We start from the raw sequence: 16,582 nt of genomic DNA on the forward strand, positions 1-16,582 counted from the left end.
CCGCTCGGCTGTGGACGGCGGCTGGGGACGGTCGCCGTGCGCGGGCGGGCGGTGCTCGCGGCGCAGGTCGTCGTGCCGGCTCCGCTCGCGGACCAGGTCGTCGTGGCGGGTCCGGTCGTCCCGCTGGGTGGGGTCGTCATCGTCGTTGCGGTGGTCATCCGGCACGGCTCACCGATCCCGTCGTGACGTCGAAGCGGGCGCCGCGCAGGGCCGCCGGCACGTCCTCGGGGACGGCGCAGGTGACCAGAAGCTGGGCGGCGTCGGAGACCAGGGCGGCGAGCCGGTCACGGCGGCCGCCGTCGAGCTCGGCGAAGACGTCGTCGAGGACCAGGACCGGCTCGATGCCGTCGGAACGCAGCAGGTCGTACGCGGCCAGGCGCAGCGCCAGAGCGAACGACCAGGACTCGCCGTGGCTCGCGTAGCCCTTGGCCGGCAGGTCGCCCAGGTTCAGGGCGAGATCGTCGCGGTGCGGGCCGACCAGGGTGACGCCCCGCTCGATCTCGGCCGTCCGGCGCTCCTGGAGCGACTCGAGCAGGGCCCGTTCGAGGGCGGGGCGGTCGGGGGTGAGCCCGTCGCCGAGTTTCGCCGCGTACGTGATCGAGGCGGCCGTCCGGCCGGCCGCGACCGCGTCGTACGCCTTGGTGAGATGAGGGGCGAGAGCCGCGACCAGCTCGAGCCGGCCGGCCAGCAACTCGGCGCCGTGATGGGCCAGGTGTTGGTCCCAGACGGCCAGGGTGGACAGGTCCTGGCCGCGGTTGCCGCCGACCTTGCGGGTCAGGTACGCCGTACGCAGCAGGGCGTTGCGCTGCTTGATCACCCGGTCGTAGTCGGCGCGGACGCCGGCGTACCGGGGCTGGCGGGCGACGAGAAGATCGTCGAGGTAGCGGCGGCGCTCCGACGGGTCGCCGCGGACCAGCTCGAGATCTTCCGGGGCGAACAGCACCATGCGCAGGGCGCCCAGAATCTCCCGCGGGCGGCGTACCGGGGAACGGTTGAGCCGGGCCCGGTTCGCCTTGCCGGGAACGATCTCCAGCTCGACCAGGAGTTCCCGTCCTTCGTGGACGACGGCGCACCGGATCACCGCGCTGGCGGATCCGGCGCGGACCAGCGGGGCATCCGTGGCCACCCGGTGACTGTCCAGAGTGGCCACGTAACCCAGCGCCTCGATGAGGTTGGTCTTGCCCATGCCGTTCTGGCCGACCAGCACGGACACGCCGGGTTCGAGATCAACCGCGACCCGCTCGTACGAGCGGAAGTTGGTCAGCTCGACCCGGCGTACGTACACGGCTTGCTCAGACGGACTTCACGGCGTGACCGCCGAACTGGTTGCGCAGCGCGGCCACGGCCTTCATCGCGGGCGAGTCGTCCTGACGGGACTCGAACCGAGTGAAGATCGAAGCGGCCAGGACGTGGGCGGGAACGGCCAGGCGGACCGCCTCGTCCACCGTCCAGCGGCCCTCGCCGGTGTCCTCGACGTAGCCCTTGATCTGCGCCAGCTCCGGGTCCGCGTCGAGCGCCCGGTCGAGCAGGTCGAGCAGCCACGACTTGACGACGCTGCCCTCGCGCCAGCTCTTGATGACGGCCGGCACGTTGTGGACGAGCTCCGAGGCCATCAGGATCTCGTAGCCCTCGCCGTACGCCTGCATCATGCCGTACTCGATGCCGTTGTGGATCATCTTGGCGTAGTGGCCGGCGCCGTGCGTGCCGGCGTGCGCGAAGCCGAACTCACCCTCCGGCTTGAGCGCCTGGAAGATCGGCAGGCAGTGCTGGACGTCGGCCTCGTCGCCGCCGACCATCAGCGCGTAGCCGTTGGTCTTGCCCCAGATGCCACCGGACACGCCGACATCGAGGTAGTGGATGCCCTTCGGCTTCAGCCGCTCGGCGCGCGGGGCGTCGTCGGTGAACTTCGAGTTGCCGCCGTCGATGATGATGTCGCCCTCGGACAGCAGGTCCGCGAGCTCGTTGATGGTGTCCTCGGTGATCTTCCCCGCGGGCACCATCGTCCAGATGACTCGCGGCGAGGCGAGCTTCTCGACCAGTTCGGCCAGGTTGGCGACGTCGCTGTTCTCCGGGTGGTGGTCGTAGCCGACAACCTCGTGACCGGCTGCGCGAAGGCGATCGCGCATGTTTCCACCCATTCGGCCGAGACCGATAAGGCCGAGCTGCATGGTGTTCCCCCTAGATCGTGCGTTTCTCTCAGGCCCAGTATCAGCGGGTTACCCTGATCGGCATGATCAGATAGCGGTATCCGGGGATGATTTCGCCCTCTTCCGTTGCGGGCGAGATCACAGCGGGCTTGAACGCGTCGACGAACGAGAACACGGCGATCGACGAGCCCAGGTTCTGCAGACCGTCGATCAAATACTGCGGGTTGAAGCCGATCGTCAGCGCCTCGCCGGTGAACGTGGCCTCCATGGCCTCGCTGGCCCGGGCCTCCTCAGTCCCACCGGCCTCGACCACCAGACCGTCCTCGCTGAAGCTCAGCAGCACCGGGGTGGTGCGCTCGGCGACCAGGGCCACCCGGCGCACGACCTCGACCAGGCCGGGCACGCTGATCTGGGCCTGCGCGTTGCTGCTGGCCGGGAACAGTGAGCGCACCGGCGGGTAGTTCGCCCCGTCGAGCAGCCGGCTCGTGGTGCGCCGGGTGCCACCGGCGAAACCGATCATGCCCTCGCCGGCGTTGCCCTGCGCGAGCGCGAGGGTGACCGAGCCACCGAGCGGGCCGAGCGTCTTGGCCGTGTCGTTGAGGGTCTTCGCCGGCACCAGCGAGTTGAGGCTGATCTCGGGGTCGTCCGGGTTCCACTCCATCTCGCGCATGGCGAGGCGGTAGCGGTCGGTGGCGAGCATGGCCATGGTCGAGCCGTTCAGCTCGATGCGCACACCGGTCATCATCGGCAGCGTCTCGTCCCGGCCCGCGGCGACGGCGACCTGGGCGACGGCGGCGGCGAAGGCGGCCGCGTCGACGGTGCCGGCGCTGGAGGGCATCTCGGGCAGGCTCGGGTAGTCCTCGACAGGCATCGTCGGCAGCGTGAACCGGGCGCTGCCGCAGACGAGTTCGAGATGGGCGCCGACGGCGGCGATGTCGACCGGCTTGGCCGGCAGCGCCTTGGTGATCTCAGCGAGCAGGCGGCCGGAGACCAGGGCGGCGCCGTCGGCGTCGGCCTGCACCTCGACGGTCACCTGACTGGACACCTCGTAGTCGAAGCCGGAGACCTGGAGCCTGCTGTCGGTGACGCGCAGCATGACGCCGGCCAGAACCGGCACCGACGGACGGCTGGGCAGGCTCTTGGCGGTCCAGGCCACGGCGTCGGCGAGTGCGTCTCGCTCCACCCGGAACTTCATGCTGTCCTCCGCGTCGCTTCCTCATGTTGGTGGGGCTTCGACCATGTCGTGGGGTTCGTGTGGGCTTCGTAGTGGAGCTTCGACCCCCACGAACCTTATTGCGGGCAGCGGAGCGCTGTCGCTCCGGCCCCGGTGCTGGTTTTGCTTGATCAAGCTGTGGAGCAACGGCTCGAAGCGGCTCACCCACAACATCCACAACGCCGTTGATTGCTTTTTGTTGTCTTAGAGAAATATCTAGTCGTCTTCATAGGGCCTGTGCATAGTGTGGAAAACTCGCGTATTCGCAGGTCAGCGGGTTATCCACCGGTGATTCACATGTGGGAAACCAGGGTACAAACCCCGGTCGTCATCCACAGTCGCGGACCCGACGGCCGGTTGTCCACCGCTGTCCACCGCTTATCCACCGGATATCCACGGGTTTTATCCCCCGCCCTGTGGACGGCGTAGCAACGCTACCGGCTCGTCGTCCCCAGAACCTTCAACAGGAAATCCACAGTCCTCCACAGGCTGTGAGATCAACTGTGACGCTCCGTGTCTGTCCACATCGATTTCCCCAGGCTTGGTCCACATCTGTGGAGAACGGCTCGGCTAGTTCTCCACCGCTGGGGAAAACTTCTGTGGATGCCTGTGGATTAGTGTGGACAACGTTGGCACGAAACGGTTCCGTTCCGGCGTTGACAAAGTGGCCCCGGGGATGGGTGAGAGACGCGGTGGTTTGCCCGTGGTCCGCCCGGGGGATCTTGCGCCGGCCTGTGGAGAACTCCGTGATTTCGGCGCTGGAGTTATGCACAGGCTGGGGACAAAGGCTGAGGAATACGGGGAAATCGCCCCTCTGAGCGACACGATCGGGTGTGGATAACCCCGTTCGTGTGGGGATGATCTCGGGGAGGGCGGTCCTCGAGGCGTTCGCCGAATCCGATCGGAGCCCGACTGCCGACGCGGGCCGGGCGCTGGGGTCGGCGGCTTTGTCCACAGGGGCGTGGCCTTCGGCGACTGCCGGTCCTGACCGACGCGCCGGCTTGTGGACAGGCGCAACTTCCCAGGTGGACGCCCTGTGCGGTGCGGAACTGCGCGCCTGGATGACGCCCCAGGAAGCTGATCGGCTCGGTGACGCCTCCGGATGCTGCGTGCCTCGGTGACGTCCCGAGAACCTGCTCGGCGTCGGTGACGCCTTCGAGAGCTGGGCGCCTCGGTGATGCCTCTGGACCCGCTCGGCTCGGTGACGGCCCGGGATGCTGGTCGGCTCGGTGACGCCTCCGGATGCTGCGTGCCTTGGTGACGCCTCGAGAACCTGCTCGGCCTCGGTGACGCCTCCGGACGTGCTCGGCTCGGTGACGACCCGGGGCACCGGCGAGGGGCGGCGGCCGCTGCTTGGTACGACATACCTCTGTGAGCTGGCTTAGTTGTGGACACAGCGTTGTGCGGTGGACGGCAGCTGCTTCACACGGTGGACGGCCGCTGGCTGGCCCGGGGCGTACCCAGCGGGGTGCGGTGGACACAGCAAGGCGGCGGTGGACGCGGCGCGGCGCGGCGAGGTGCGGTGGGGCGTGCCTAGGTGCGATGGACGCAGGGTCCTGCCACAGGTGCTGCGGGGCGCGGCAGGCGTTGCGGGTGCGGCAGGTGCTGCGGGTAGCGGCAGTCGCTGCGAGGCCCGACAGTCGCAGCAATGTGCGGCAGTCGCAGCAAGGTGCCGCAGACGCTGCGGCGTGCGGCAGTCGCTGCGGGGCGCGACGGGCGTAGCGGGGCCCGAGAGGCGTAGCGAGGGCTCGACGGCGCTGGGGACGCGGTGGACGCTGGAAGGCTCGACGGCGCTGCGGAACGCTACAGGCGCAGAGGCGTGGCAGCCGCGGTCAAGCGGGACAGACACTGTGCGACGTGACGGGTGGAACTGGGCGGGACGGCGGTGCGGACGCGATCGTCGTGGGGGACGCGCGGTGGACGGAGTTGGCCGGCGTGGCGGGCGGGTTCGGGTGGCTGAGGTGGTGGGAAGCCTGCTCGACCTGGGTGAGTAGAGGGGGCCGGGGCTGTGGATGGAGCGGCGGCGTCAGCTGTGGGGAATCGAGCTGGGGTACGGCAGCTCAGCCCGGCGGCGCCTCGCGGGCGTGACCACCGACTGGCCGGGCTATTACGGACGGGCCTGTGTGCCTGTGGTTGTGGGCAGGCGGATGCGTACTGCCAAAGAGGAAGCAGCCGGGCGTCGCGGGAATCAGGTGTTTTGTTTGATGCGGTTGGTCAGTTCGGCGATCTGGTTGTAGAGGGAGCGCCGCTCGGCCATGTGCTGGCGGATTTTGCGGTCGGCGTGCATGACCGTGGTGTGGTCGCGGCCGCCGAAGGCCTGTCCGATTCGTGGAAGTGAGAGGTCGGTCAGTTCGCGGCAGAGGTACATGGCGACCTGGCGTGCGTTGACCAGGACGCGGCTGCGGGAATGGCCGCGCAGGTCCTCGAGGCTGACGCCGAAATAGTCGGCGGTGGAGACCATGATCTGGTCGGCGGTGATTTCCGGGCCGGCGCCGTCGGGCATGAAGTCGCGGAGGACCTCTTCGGCCAGGGCGAGCTGGACTGGGCTTCGGGTGAGGCTGGCGAAGGCGGTCACCCGGATGAGGGCGCCCTCGAGCTCGCGAATCGAGTTGGAGACGCGTGAGGCGATGAACTCGAGGACGTCGGCGGGCGCGTACATGCGTTCCTGTGCGGCCTTCTTCTGGAGAATCGCGATGCGCGTTTCCAGGTCGGGCGGCTGAATGTCGGCGAGCAGGCCCCACTCGAAGCGGGTGCGCATGCGGTCCTCGAGCGTCGCCAGCTGGCGCGGCGAACGGTCGGAGCTGATGACGATCTGCTTGTTGGCGTTGTGCAACGTGTTGAACGTGTGGAAGAACTCTTCCTGCGTACGCTCGCGGTTTTCCAGGAACTGGATGTCGTCGATCAGCAGGATGTCGACGTCGCGGTAGCGCCGCTGGAACGCCTGGGTCTTGTCGTCGCGCAGGCTGTTGATGAAGTCGTTGGTGAATTCCTCGGTCGAGACGTAGCGGACGCTTCTCGCGTGACCGAGTGTTGTCGCGTAATGACCGATGGCGTGCAGCAGGTGGGTCTTTCCGAGACCGGAACTGCCATAGATGAAGAGCGGGTTGTACGCCTTTGCCGGCGACTCGGCGACGGCGACGGCGGCCGCGTGTGCGAAGCGGTTGGACGAGCCGATGACGAACGTCTCGAACATGTACTTCGGGTTGAGGCGGTTGCCGTCGTTCGTGCCGCGCGGGTTGCTCGACGGGCGGATGTCGGGCTGGGCGCGGCCGGGCCCGTTGTCGCCGCCACGCATCTGCAGCGTGTCGTCGCGGTCGGGGCCGAAGGCGGACTGGTTCTCGCGCAGCTGCGACTGGTCGGCGGCCATCCGGCGGGCCGGCGGCTCGTTCGATTCCGGCTTCTCCGGCATCGGCGGCGGTGGGGGCAGTGGGTCGCCGAACAGGGCTTCCTGCCCGCCACGGGCGGCGGGAACGTTACGGGGGTAACCGCCGGCCGGTGGACGCTGAGCCGAGCCGGGCGGTGGGTACGGGTCGTAGGCCGGCGGCTCCGGCTGGCGGGGCGGGTCGGCGTAGTGGCGCGGTTGCGGCTCGGGCTCCGCCGGCTGGGCCTCGACCGGGGTGCCGTACACCTTTCCGGGTAGACCGGTGCCGTCCTCCGGAGGCTTGACGGTCACGGCGACCTGGATCGGCCGGTTGAGGCGGCGGCTCAGCGCCTCGGTGATCGCGGGGCGCAGACGGGACTCGATGACGTCGCGGGTGAAGGCGTCCGGGACGGCCAGCAGCGCGGTGTCCTCGACGATGGCGCGCAGCTGGGTCAGCTGCAGATAGGCACGCTGCTGACGCGACGAGATCTCGTCGGCCAGTTCGTCCAGCGTCGCCTTCCACACACCGCTCAGGTCGACCTGATCGGCCACCGCCGCGCCACCCCCATCGCCACCGACCCCCGGTGGACCTTGTCCGGCTCTACCGCTCGTCGCTGCCCTCCAGGCACTCGACGTCTCCCCCAACCCAGCACAACATTTAACGTGCTGAAGACGCTCGGCGCCACCGGCTGTCCACAGGTTATCCACAAGCCCTGTGTACGTGTCGGTGGTCGCTTCCCCGGCCGGATGGTCGGCAGACCCCGGAGCCTGAAACGGCGCGGTTTCGCAGGCTCACCGTGCCGAACGATTCACCTGCTTGTCTGGTTTTGGCCGACTCGTCGTGGTACGCGTACACCGCTGATGACCAGCAAACGGGCACGCTAACAGCGAGGTCGCCGCAGCATCAACTCTCGTGTCGCTCTCGTATCGGCGAGCAAGCGCCCGACGGCAGGAAAAGATTCACAACGCGCGCAGACTCCCATCCTCCGCGCGGTGCCGTGATCTCGTGGTCGGCGTGCCGATTCAGGATATGGTTGACCGGCGCGGCCGCCCTGCGTAGGGTCGAGCGGTTGCTCCGCCGCGTTCTGCTAAAGTGGCGTCTTGCAGCTTTGATGCCCCCTGGATGTTGTACGAAGACGGAGTTTTGACGTGAGCAAGCGCACCTACCAGCCGAACAACCGCCGGCGTGCCAAGACCCACGGCTTCCGGCTGCGCATGCGCACCCGTGCCGGGCGTGCCATTCTCGCTGCTCGCCGTGGCAAGGGCCGCGACAAGCTGTCGGCCTGAGCCGACACGCCTGTCGGCCCGGAATTGGCCAGGTAGTCGTGCTGGCCGCGACTCAGCGTCTGCGGCGTAGCTCTGACTTTGCCGCTGCGATTCGCGGTGGCCGCCGGGCCGGTCGCGGGACGGTTGTCGTTCATCTGCTTATCGAGGAGCCGGTGCAAGCCTCTGCGGCGCGCGCCGGCTTCGTCGTATCCAAAGCTGTCGGCAACGCGGTGGTCCGTAACAGGGTCCGCCGCCGGCTCCGGCATCTGGTCCGGCCTCGATTGGACGGTCTGCCCGGTGGATCGACGCTGGTGGTGAGGGCTCTGCCCCCGTCCGCCGAGGCGTCCTTCGACACTCTGGCCGATGACCTCGACGGCGCCCTGGCGGCGGCCCGCAGGCCGCGGAGGCCGCGATGAGCGTGCTCGCCCGTGTGCTGACCGCGCTGGTCGTCGCGTACCGTCGTTATGTGAGTCCGGTGCTGCCGGCCCGCTGTCGGTTCTATCCCTCGTGCAGTGCGTACTCCCTGGAGGCACTGCATAAGCACGGTGCTGTGCGCGGGACGGGGTTGACGGTCTGGCGGCTCCTGCGCTGCCACCCCTTCCACCCTGGCGGGTACGACCCGGTACCTGACCCGATCCGTCACCGTCCTGCCGATGTGACTGGAGCCTGAATTGAGTCTCGACTGGATCTACTACGCCATCTCGTGGATCCTCCTGCGCTGGCATGACCTCTGGGACTTCATCGGAATCCCGGACAGCAAGGTCCTGGGCACCAACTGGTCCTGGGTGCTGTCCATCGTCTTCCTGGTGGTGACGGTCCGGGTCATCCTCTTCCCGGTCTTCGTCAAGCAGATCAAGAGCCAGCGGGCGATGCAGGCACTGCAGCCCAAGGTCAAGGAGCTGCAGGAGAAGCACAAGGGTGACCGGGAAACGCTCCAGAAAGAAATGATGGAGCTGTACAAGACCGAGAAGGCCAACCCGCTCATGGGCTGCCTTCCGATGTTCTTGCAGATCCCCGTCTTCCTGGGCCTCTTCCACGTCCTGCGGCGACTCAACCCCGACAACCAGGGCAAGACGCTGTACGGGTGGACGGTCGAGCAGTTCGAGAGCGCGACCCACGCGTCGCTGTTCACGGCGCCGCTCCCGGCCAAGTTCGGCTCCAGCGCGACCGAGCTCGCGGCGCTCGACGCCAACGGCACCACCGTCAAGATCATCGCCGGCATCCTGGTGCTGATCATGATGACGACGACGTACCTCACCAGCCGTCAGATGATCCTCAAGACCGGTTGGGCCGAGGACCCGCAGCAGAAGATGATCCAGCGGCTGATGCTCTACGGCATCCCGCTCTCCCTGCTCGTCTCCGGTTCGCTGTTCCCCATCGGTGTGATCATCTACTGGGTCACGAACAACCTGTTCACTCTGGCCCAGCAGCAGTGGGTGCTGCGCAAGTTCCCGCCGCCGCAGATGGCCAAGAAGAACGCCTCGGCGCCGGCGCGCCCGTCCGGCCCGCCGGCCAAGAAACCCGCCGGTGGCACGACCGCCCCGAAGAGCCCGGTCCAGACCGGCCGCAGCGGCGGCCTGTTCGGCAAGAAGAACCAGCCGGAGCCGCAGCCGCCGGTGGTGGACACCAAGGCGCTGGCCCCGAAGCCGGGCGCCAAACCGGTGAATCCGAAGAAGGGCGCCAGACCGGCGAGCAAACCCAAGGGATGATCGCGGCTCGGGCACTGCTTCGGCGGTGCCCGAGCGCGCCCCTACTGAGACCTCCCCGCGGCACCACCTACTCGCCGCGGAAGCAGCGGACCGAGCAGGTCCGGCCCGATTGAGTACGGAGATGAGACCGTGACCGACACCAGCACGCCCGAATCGTCAGTCTCCGCGTCCCCAGCCGAGGAGACGAAAACGTCGGAGAGCGTGGCCTCGGACGGCGACCTGTTCCGCCAGAGCGAGATTGCCGCCGACTACGTCGAGGGACTGTTGGACATCCTCGACTACGACGGCGACATCGACGAGCTCGTGTCGGCCGGGCGCCCGATGGTCGAGGTGGTGGGCGGCCGGCTGCAGCCGCTCGTCGGCCAGCGCGGCGCCACGCTGGAAGCCCTTCAGGAGCTGACCCGGCTGGCGATCTTCCGGGCGACCGGTTCACCGTCGCGCCTGTTGCTCGACATCGGCGGCTACCGGGCGTCGCGCCGCAAGGAGCTGGCGGCGGTGGCCCGCAACGCTGTGGAAAAGGTGAAGGAGCACGGCGACCCGGTCCGGCTCGAGCCGATGTCGGCCTTCGAGCGCAAGTGCGTGCACGACGTGGTGAACGCCATCTCGGGCGTGCAGAGCGAGTCCGAGGGCGTGGAGCCCAACCGCCGCATCGTGGTGCGTGTGGCGGACTGACGATGACTGACCCACGCGCGAGCGCGGGGGACGCCGGCCCGGGCGAGGGATCGCCCGGGCCGGTTTCGTTCCCGGAGCCTTCGGGAGTACGCCGTGGCCCTCGGCGGCCGCTGGCCTTTCCCGGCAAGCGTGCCTCTTCGGGTAGCTCGGGTGCCCGTTCTTCTGAGCCCTCTCCCGTCTCGGTTTCACCCTTATCTTCGTCTTCGCCGGCCGCGGTGCCTTCCTCTTCCTCGCCCGCTTTGCTGGACGCGCCTTCACCCGCTTTGCCGGACGCGCCTTCGCTCTCTTTGCCGACTGCGCCCTCCTCGTCTTCTTCGACGAAACCCTCTTCATCGCTGCCTTCTGGCGACCCCCCGGCGGAGATTGCTGAGGTGGCGGCTCGGGTTTTCGGGGATCGCCTCGGGCTGGCTGAGGCCTATGCGCGGCTGCTGGTGACCGACGGGGTCGTACGCGGGCTGATCGGGCCTCGGGAGGCGCCGCGAATTTGGGAGCGGCACTTAGTGAATTGTGCCGTTGTGTCCGAGATCATCCCTATCGGCGCTTCGGTGGTTGACGTGGGGTCTGGTGCCGGTTTGCCCGGTATCGTGCTGGCAGTGGCCCGGCCGGACCTGCGCATCACCCTGGTCGAGCCGCTGGCACGACGCACCGCGTTCCTGTCGGAGGCGGTGACCGCACTGGGTCTCGACGCGGCCGTCACGGTCGTTCGGGGCCGCGCCGAAGACGTCGTCGACGGGCCCCCCGCCGGCGCCGACGTCGTCACCGCGCGGGCGGTCGCCCCGCTCGACCGCCTGGCCGGCTGGTGCCTTCCGCTGGCCCGTGTCGGCGGCAGGTTGCTGGCGCTCAAGGGCGCCTCGGCCGCCGAGGAGGCCGCGGAGCACCGGAAGGCCCTCGCCGACCTGGGCGGAGCCGACCCGGTGATCCATCTGTGCGGGGAGGGCCTGATCGACCCGCCCACCACGGTCGTGGAGGTCGTCGTGCAGTCCAGGCCGAAGCCGCCCAGCCGGGCGGCAAGCCCGGCACGCGGCCGTTCGAACAGCCGCAACGCCGGGCGTGGGAGACCACGGAGGGGATAGATGTCCAGGCGGGGCGCACGCAAACGACACGCGAAAGAGAAGCGTCCCGACCAGCTCTCCCCCGGAGCCGCCGGGGGCGGTGATCCCACCGCTCCCGGCTCCGGTTCCGCTGCGAGCTCCCATCTTGGTTCGAGCTCCGCTTCCGATCCCGCTCCGGGCTTCGCGCCCGCTCGCTCCTTGCGTTCGGCTTCCGCTCCGAGCTCTCCTGATAGCTCAAGCTCTCCTGGCGTTGCGGGCTCTCGTGCCGTTTCGAGTTCCGGTGTCGTTCCTGGCTCCTCTGTCATTCCGGGTGTGCCTGCCGCGCCGCGCTCTTCGGCCGGCCCGGGTTCCGCTGCCGCTGTTGATTCCCCCGCCGCCGTACCTGGGGGCTCGGTTTCCTGTCCGACGTTGCCGGGATCGGCACCTGCCCGGGTGTCGACGACTACGTCTACTGCCTTGCCATCGCTGTCCTTGGTGGCCGCTCGTGAGTTGAGGGTGCGGTCCACGGACGGCGAGAAGGGTGGTGTGGAAATGCCGGCCCCTTCGCCGGGGCATACCTCGGTCGCAGGGGCGATCCCCGCATCTCGGGGCGAGTCGGGTTCTTCCGATCGTCGGAGCCGTCGACGCGGGAAGAGGGGCAGGGTCCAGCCTTCTGCGTCATCGTCGTCGGATGGGCAGGGCCAGGAGCGCGTTGACGACGCCCCTCATGTCGTGCCGTCGCCCGCCGCTGACGGGACCTCAAGGCCGGTTGTCGGGTTCGGCGACGAGTCCACGGTCTCTGTCGGAGGGCTGCTCGTCTCGTTGTCGATCGGTCCGATCGATCGGGCGGTCTCGTCACCGGCCGCCTTCGTGGTGCTTAGCGGGCTGAGTGGGCCCCCTGCGGCTGCGGGGACTGTCGGTGTCACCGAGGTCGGGGTGGGACCCGAAGACCCGACTGCGGGCACTGTAGGGGTGCCAGATTCGGCGTCCAGTGCGTTCGCTGATGGCACTACGGGCGCGGAGCAGTTGAGCGTGGGTCGGACTTCCCGGCGTACCCAAGAAATCAAGGGCCTGGGAGAAGCGCAAGGCGGTGGCGAAACCGTTGAAGCGGTGGGGGAGAGAGGCGGCGAAGCGGCGGTAGTTGATCGCCAAGGTGGAGGTGAGGTGGGGGCGGCATTGCGGCTCGTGCCCGGGAGGATGGTCTATGCGGCCCCGGAGAGTGAGGTGGCGGCGGCGTCAGTCGTGCCTCATCGGACGGATGGCCGTGGCGAGGCTCGCCCGACGGCCGTAGGCTGGCCGGGCGTCGATAGTGTGTGCCGGTCTTCTGCCGCCGGAACGCGCGTGTCGCCGCTCGACCCGTTCCTCACTAACAGGGATAAAACGGTGCATGAGTACGGTGTTTCACGTGAAACCGAGTCATCTCTCGATCGCGAGCGTACGTCCGACATGAGTCAGCGTGGCGCATACAACACCTCTGATGGCGTCCCCGCTCCGCGTGCCGGCGGTGGGTATCCCGGGCAGATCTACGGGAACCCGTCCTCGCCGCAGCCGGAAGAGCCGCGCCCTCCGGCGCCGGCCCCCCGGTCCGAGCCGCCCGCCGTCGCGTCGTCGCCGGTGCCTGTTTCCGCTGCCCCCGTTTCAGCGTCCCCCGTCTCCGCGGCGCCCGTTTCGTCCTCTCCGGTGGCTGCTGCCCCTTCTGCGGGCGTACCCGCAGCGCCGGACGAGCATGTTTCACGTGAAACGCCGAGCCGGGATGAGGACGATCCGCCACTAGCCATGGAAGCGTTGCGAGCTGTGCAGATCCTCAACCCGAGCGGCGAGATCACTATGCCGCGCCCGGACCACCCGAGGGTGCTCTGCGTCGCGAACCAGAAGGGTGGCGTCGGTAAGACCACCACCACCGTGAACCTCGCGGTGGCCCTGGCGTTGCATGGCAACCGCGTTCTCGTCGTCGACCTCGACCCGCAGGGCAACGCCTCGACGGGTCTCAATGTCCCACACCATGCCGGCGTGCCCGACGTCTATGACTGTCTGATCGACAACGTGCCGCTGTCGGAGGTGGCGCAGGGTGTCGAGGGCATTCCGAATCTGTGGTGCGTGCCGGCGACCATCGACCTGGCCGGCGCCGAGATCGAGCTGGTGTCCGTCGTGGCGCGTGAATCGCGGCTGGCCCGTGCCATCGCAGCTCACCCGGAGAAGTTCGACTACGTCTTCATCGACTGCCCGCCGTCGCTTGGTCTGCTGACCGTCAACGCGCTCTGTGCGGCGCAGGAGGTTCTGATCCCGATTCAGTGCGAGTACTACGCGCTGGAGGGGCTGAACCAGCTGATCAACAACATTAATCTCGTACGCCAGCACCTGAACCCGACGCTCGACGTGTCCACGATCCTGCTGACCATGTACGACCGCCGTACCCGGCTGGCCGACGCGGTGGAGCAGGACGTTCGGAACCACTTCGGCAGCAAGGTGCTCAACGCCGTCATTCCCCGAAACGTGCGCGTGTCGGAGGCTCCTAGCTACGGCCAGTCCGTGATGACCTACGATCCGGGATCAAGGGGCGCTACCAGCTACTTTGAGGCCGCCCTGGAGATCGCGATGCGTGGCGTCAATACGGGAGGCACGGCATGAAGAACCGTCCGCGGGGCGGGCTGGGCCGCGGCCTGGGCGCCCTGATTCCGACGGCTCCGGCCGCCGAGCCGGCGCCGTCAGCGGTCGACACCGCGCCTCCGCCGTCTGTGCCTGTGGACCCGCCGGCGCATGTGATCGCGCCGGAGCCGACCACTGTCGCCCCGGCCGCTACCGCCCCGGCCGCTGTCGCCCCGGCCGAGGAGCAACTGGCGCCTGTGCCGGGTGCGCGTTTCACGGAGCTCCCGGTCGGCGCGATCGAGCCGAACGCCAAGCAGCCGCGACACGTCTTCGACGATGAGGCGCTGGACGAGCTGAAGACCTCCATCCAGGAGGTCGGCTTCCTTCAGCCAATTGTCGTACGCGAACTCGGCGACAACCGCTACGAACTGGTGATGGGCGAGCGGCGTTGGCGGGCCGCCCAAGCCATCGGACGCGACACCATCCCGGCGATCGTTCGTGAGACGCGCGACGACGCAATGCTGCGGGACGCGTTGCTCGAGAACATCCACCGGGCGAACCTGAACCCTCTGGAAGAGGCGGCCGCTTACCAGCAGCTGCTCGAAGAGTTCGGGGCGACGCACGAGGAGCTCGCCAAGCGGATCGGCCGCAGTCGCCCGCAGATCTCCAACACGATCCGTCTGCTGAACCTGCCGACCCCGGTACAGCGCCGAGTGGCGGCCGGGGTGCTGTCGGCCGGACACGCGCGGGCGCTCCTGGGACTGGACGACACGGAGGCCCAGGAGAAGCTGGCGCTGCGCATCGTGGCCGAGGGCTTGTCGGTACGGGCCACCGAGGAGCTCGTGTCCCTGGCGATCGCCGACGGCCCGGCGAAGAAGGCCGCCCCCACCCGCCGGCCGAAGGTGCACGCGCCGGCCCTCAACGATCTGGCCGACCGTTTGAGCGACCGCTTCGACACCCGAGTAAAGGTCGACATCGGCCGCAACAAAGGCAAGATCACGATCGAGTTCGCCACAGTCGACGACTTGGAACGAATCGTAGGAATGATCGGCGTAGACGAGGAAGGCTCAGGCGGGGAAGAGTAGCCCCCAAGCCGAGGAGGCCGGGTTGCGCGACAGCGATCGCGCGATCCGGCCTTTTTTGTGCCCGCCTCAGCACCACAACCGGTTCTGTCAGAGCCATTCTCCTGAGATTTCGCCCGCCCCGCGTCTCGCACCTCCAGGCAATCCGAACGCTAAAAATGCCCCTTTTAGTTAAGTCCCTATGTAGGTACGTAGGTTTATAACCGCCCAAGACGCTTCGCCGTTTTTGCGCGGCAAGATACCCGGCCCCGATTTTCCGTTGCCGTGAAGGTGTTGCCCTTTGCGGTCCCTTCTTCTCCTATGAGTACGCGGGCGGGAGGGCCCAACCGACTGGGCGGGAAGCAGGTTTGCAGATGCTGCGGCTGCCATTGCATGAGGACCGGCCAAGGTCGGCGGATTCCTTCATCGCGCCTAGGCGGTCGGCATGGGACGACGCCCTTCCTGAGCGGAGAGCGTTCCACGTGAAACGCATACTGGCCGGAATCGACGTACCGCGCCAGGCCTAAGGCTGGTTCGAACCGAAACATGACGGGAGGAGAGGTGCCGTATGCAGGTTCGATGAGCAAGTGAGCCGCATGAACGGCAACGCACCATTGGTAGCGCCGCCCGACTGACGGCAGAACGGCTTCTGCGCCCGTAGGCCAACAGGCCGCTTTGCTTGCGATCCACCTCTGTCGCGTTTCACGTGGAACCGACGCCCGGTGCTGGGCGGTCCGCCGCCCGACGACCTATAACCACCTACAGCGGCCACCAGGCTGGGCCCCGCGTAACCAAGGTGGCTCAGGATGGGGGCGGATGGGCTCGCAACGATTGGAAATCGGCTAGCGCGGTCAACTGTGTTGAAGGTCTTGAGGCCCGCCCGAATCAGGTCTCATGTCGTAGGAGGTGCCGCTCTCAGCGAGGTAAGAGCCTCCAGCCGCGTTCATGACACCTAGTTGCCGGCCGAGCCGCTCTGGCAGCGCTAGCTGGGGCTGGGCGGTCACTATGGCGAGCTGCCGTACAAGTTCGAAACGCTTAGCCAGCCGTGCGGTCCGCTCCCTCAGTGGAGCACACGGACCGCCTTCCCTTTGACTCTTCCGTACCGCGAGGCGCGGCTGAGAACCCCAGCACCGCGCCGTGCCCCGCCACCCGGCCTCTCACGCCACGTGCGCGAACACGGACGGAGGCTTGAAGCCTTCGGCCTGACCGAACATGCCAGCTCTGCCTGGCAGCGCCCAGGCGCCTGGCTGGCATTCCCCGCTCGAGCCAAGGCATGCCCTTGCGGGGCGATGGCAACAGCGACGATGTCGACAGGCCGTCGCAGATAAACCCGAGATCGTTCAGGGCAACCATCACCGGGCTCAGGCCGCCGGAAAATGCGACGACGGCGGCTGCGGCCCTGACATAGGTTCGCTGCCTGCTGTGCAATCCTGACCGGAGACCGGAGACCGGAGACCGGAGACCGGAGACCGGAGACCGGAGACCGGAGACCGGAGACCGGAGACCGGAGACCGGAGACCGGAGACCGGAGACCCG

General features: G+C 68.1%; 12 protein-coding genes. 8 read left to right on the top strand and 4 right to left on the bottom strand.

Going from position 1 to position 16,582, the window contains the following annotated elements; translation table 11 throughout:
* Positions 1-154: 154 nt before the first annotated feature.
* From recF to dnaA, 4 genes are all read right to left on the bottom strand, one after another.
* Positions 155-1,285 (bottom strand): DNA replication/repair protein RecF, encoded by a 1,131-nt coding sequence (gene recF / locus ACGFJ7_RS44415; RefSeq protein WP_392648265.1) that lies wholly within the window; start codon positions 1,283-1,285, stop codon positions 155-157.
* Positions 1,286-1,292: 7 nt separating this feature from the next.
* Positions 1,293-2,168 (bottom strand): phosphogluconate dehydrogenase (NAD(+)-dependent, decarboxylating), encoded by an 876-nt coding sequence (gene gnd / locus ACGFJ7_RS44420; RefSeq protein WP_360247956.1) that lies wholly within the window; start codon positions 2,166-2,168, stop codon positions 1,293-1,295.
* A 40-nt stretch (positions 2,169-2,208) separates the two neighbouring features.
* Complete coding sequence (gene dnaN, locus ACGFJ7_RS44425) at positions 2,209-3,342, bottom strand: DNA polymerase III subunit beta (RefSeq protein ID WP_360247954.1); 1,134 nt, start codon at positions 3,340-3,342, stop codon at positions 2,209-2,211.
* A 2,206-nt stretch (positions 3,343-5,548) separates the two neighbouring features.
* Complete coding sequence (dnaA, locus tag ACGFJ7_RS44430; RefSeq protein WP_360247952.1) at positions 5,549-7,273, bottom strand: chromosomal replication initiator protein DnaA; 1,725 nt, start codon at positions 7,271-7,273, stop codon at positions 5,549-5,551.
* A gap of 597 nt (positions 7,274-7,870) precedes the next feature.
* Between dnaA and rpmH the strand changes: the two genes are divergently transcribed.
* The 8 genes from rpmH to ACGFJ7_RS44470 all read left to right on the top strand — a co-directional run bounded on the left by rpmH (position 7,871) and on the right by ACGFJ7_RS44470 (position 15,070).
* Positions 7,871-8,008 (top strand): 50S ribosomal protein L34, encoded by a 138-nt coding sequence (gene rpmH / locus ACGFJ7_RS44435; RefSeq protein WP_097329385.1) that lies wholly within the window; start codon positions 7,871-7,873, stop codon positions 8,006-8,008.
* A gap of 38 nt (positions 8,009-8,046) precedes the next feature.
* Positions 8,047-8,403, top strand: a complete 357-nt coding sequence (gene rnpA, locus ACGFJ7_RS44440; RefSeq protein ID WP_360247949.1) for a ribonuclease P protein component — start codon at positions 8,047-8,049, stop codon at positions 8,401-8,403.
* Positions 8,400-8,657, top strand: a complete 258-nt coding sequence (gene yidD, locus ACGFJ7_RS44445) for a membrane protein insertion efficiency factor YidD (protein ID WP_097329387.1) — start codon at positions 8,400-8,402, stop codon at positions 8,655-8,657. The genes rnpA and yidD overlap by 4 nt, the downstream gene beginning before the upstream one ends.
* Before the next feature lies 1 nt (position 8,658).
* Positions 8,659-9,696: a membrane protein insertase YidC gene (yidC, locus tag ACGFJ7_RS44450; RefSeq protein WP_360247947.1), complete on the top strand. Its 1,038-nt coding sequence runs from the start codon at positions 8,659-8,661 to the stop codon at positions 9,694-9,696.
* A gap of 129 nt (positions 9,697-9,825) precedes the next feature.
* Positions 9,826-10,368, top strand: a complete 543-nt coding sequence (locus ACGFJ7_RS44455) for a R3H domain-containing nucleic acid-binding protein (RefSeq protein WP_360247945.1) — start codon at positions 9,826-9,828, stop codon at positions 10,366-10,368.
* A 335-nt stretch (positions 10,369-10,703) separates the two neighbouring features.
* Positions 10,704-11,441: a 16S rRNA (guanine(527)-N(7))-methyltransferase RsmG gene (gene rsmG / locus ACGFJ7_RS44460; protein WP_360248311.1), complete on the top strand. Its 738-nt coding sequence runs from the start codon at positions 10,704-10,706 to the stop codon at positions 11,439-11,441.
* A gap of 1,404 nt (positions 11,442-12,845) precedes the next feature.
* Positions 12,846-14,027: an AAA family ATPase gene (locus ACGFJ7_RS44465; protein WP_392648281.1), complete on the top strand. Its 1,182-nt coding sequence runs from the start codon at positions 12,846-12,848 to the stop codon at positions 14,025-14,027.
* On the top strand, positions 14,024-15,070 hold the full coding sequence (locus ACGFJ7_RS44470) for a ParB/RepB/Spo0J family partition protein (protein WP_392648270.1): 1,047 nt from the start codon (positions 14,024-14,026) through the stop codon (positions 15,068-15,070). The genes ACGFJ7_RS44465 and ACGFJ7_RS44470 overlap by 4 nt, the downstream gene beginning before the upstream one ends.
* Positions 15,071-16,582 lie beyond the last annotated feature (1,512 nt).

This window comes from Actinoplanes sp. NPDC048988 (assembly GCF_043197815.1).
Classification (GTDB): domain Bacteria; phylum Actinomycetota; class Actinomycetes; order Mycobacteriales; family Micromonosporaceae; genus Actinoplanes.

Excerpts from the sequence above, each read along its gene's own strand:
- gnd (WP_360247956.1), bottom strand. The coding sequence starts at position 2,168 with ATGCAGCTCGGCCTTATCGGTCTCGGCCGAATGGGTGGAAACATGCGC.
- dnaN (WP_360247954.1), bottom strand. The coding sequence starts at position 3,342 with ATGAAGTTCCGGGTGGAGCGAGACGCACTCGCCGACGCCGTGGCCTGG.
- yidD (WP_097329387.1), top strand. The coding sequence starts at position 8,400 with ATGAGCGTGCTCGCCCGTGTGCTGACCGCGCTGGTCGTCGCGTACCGT.
- ACGFJ7_RS44465 (WP_392648281.1), top strand. The coding sequence starts at position 12,846 with ATGAGTCAGCGTGGCGCATACAACACCTCTGATGGCGTCCCCGCTCCG.
- ACGFJ7_RS44470 (WP_392648270.1), top strand. The coding sequence starts at position 14,024 with ATGAAGAACCGTCCGCGGGGCGGGCTGGGCCGCGGCCTGGGCGCCCTG.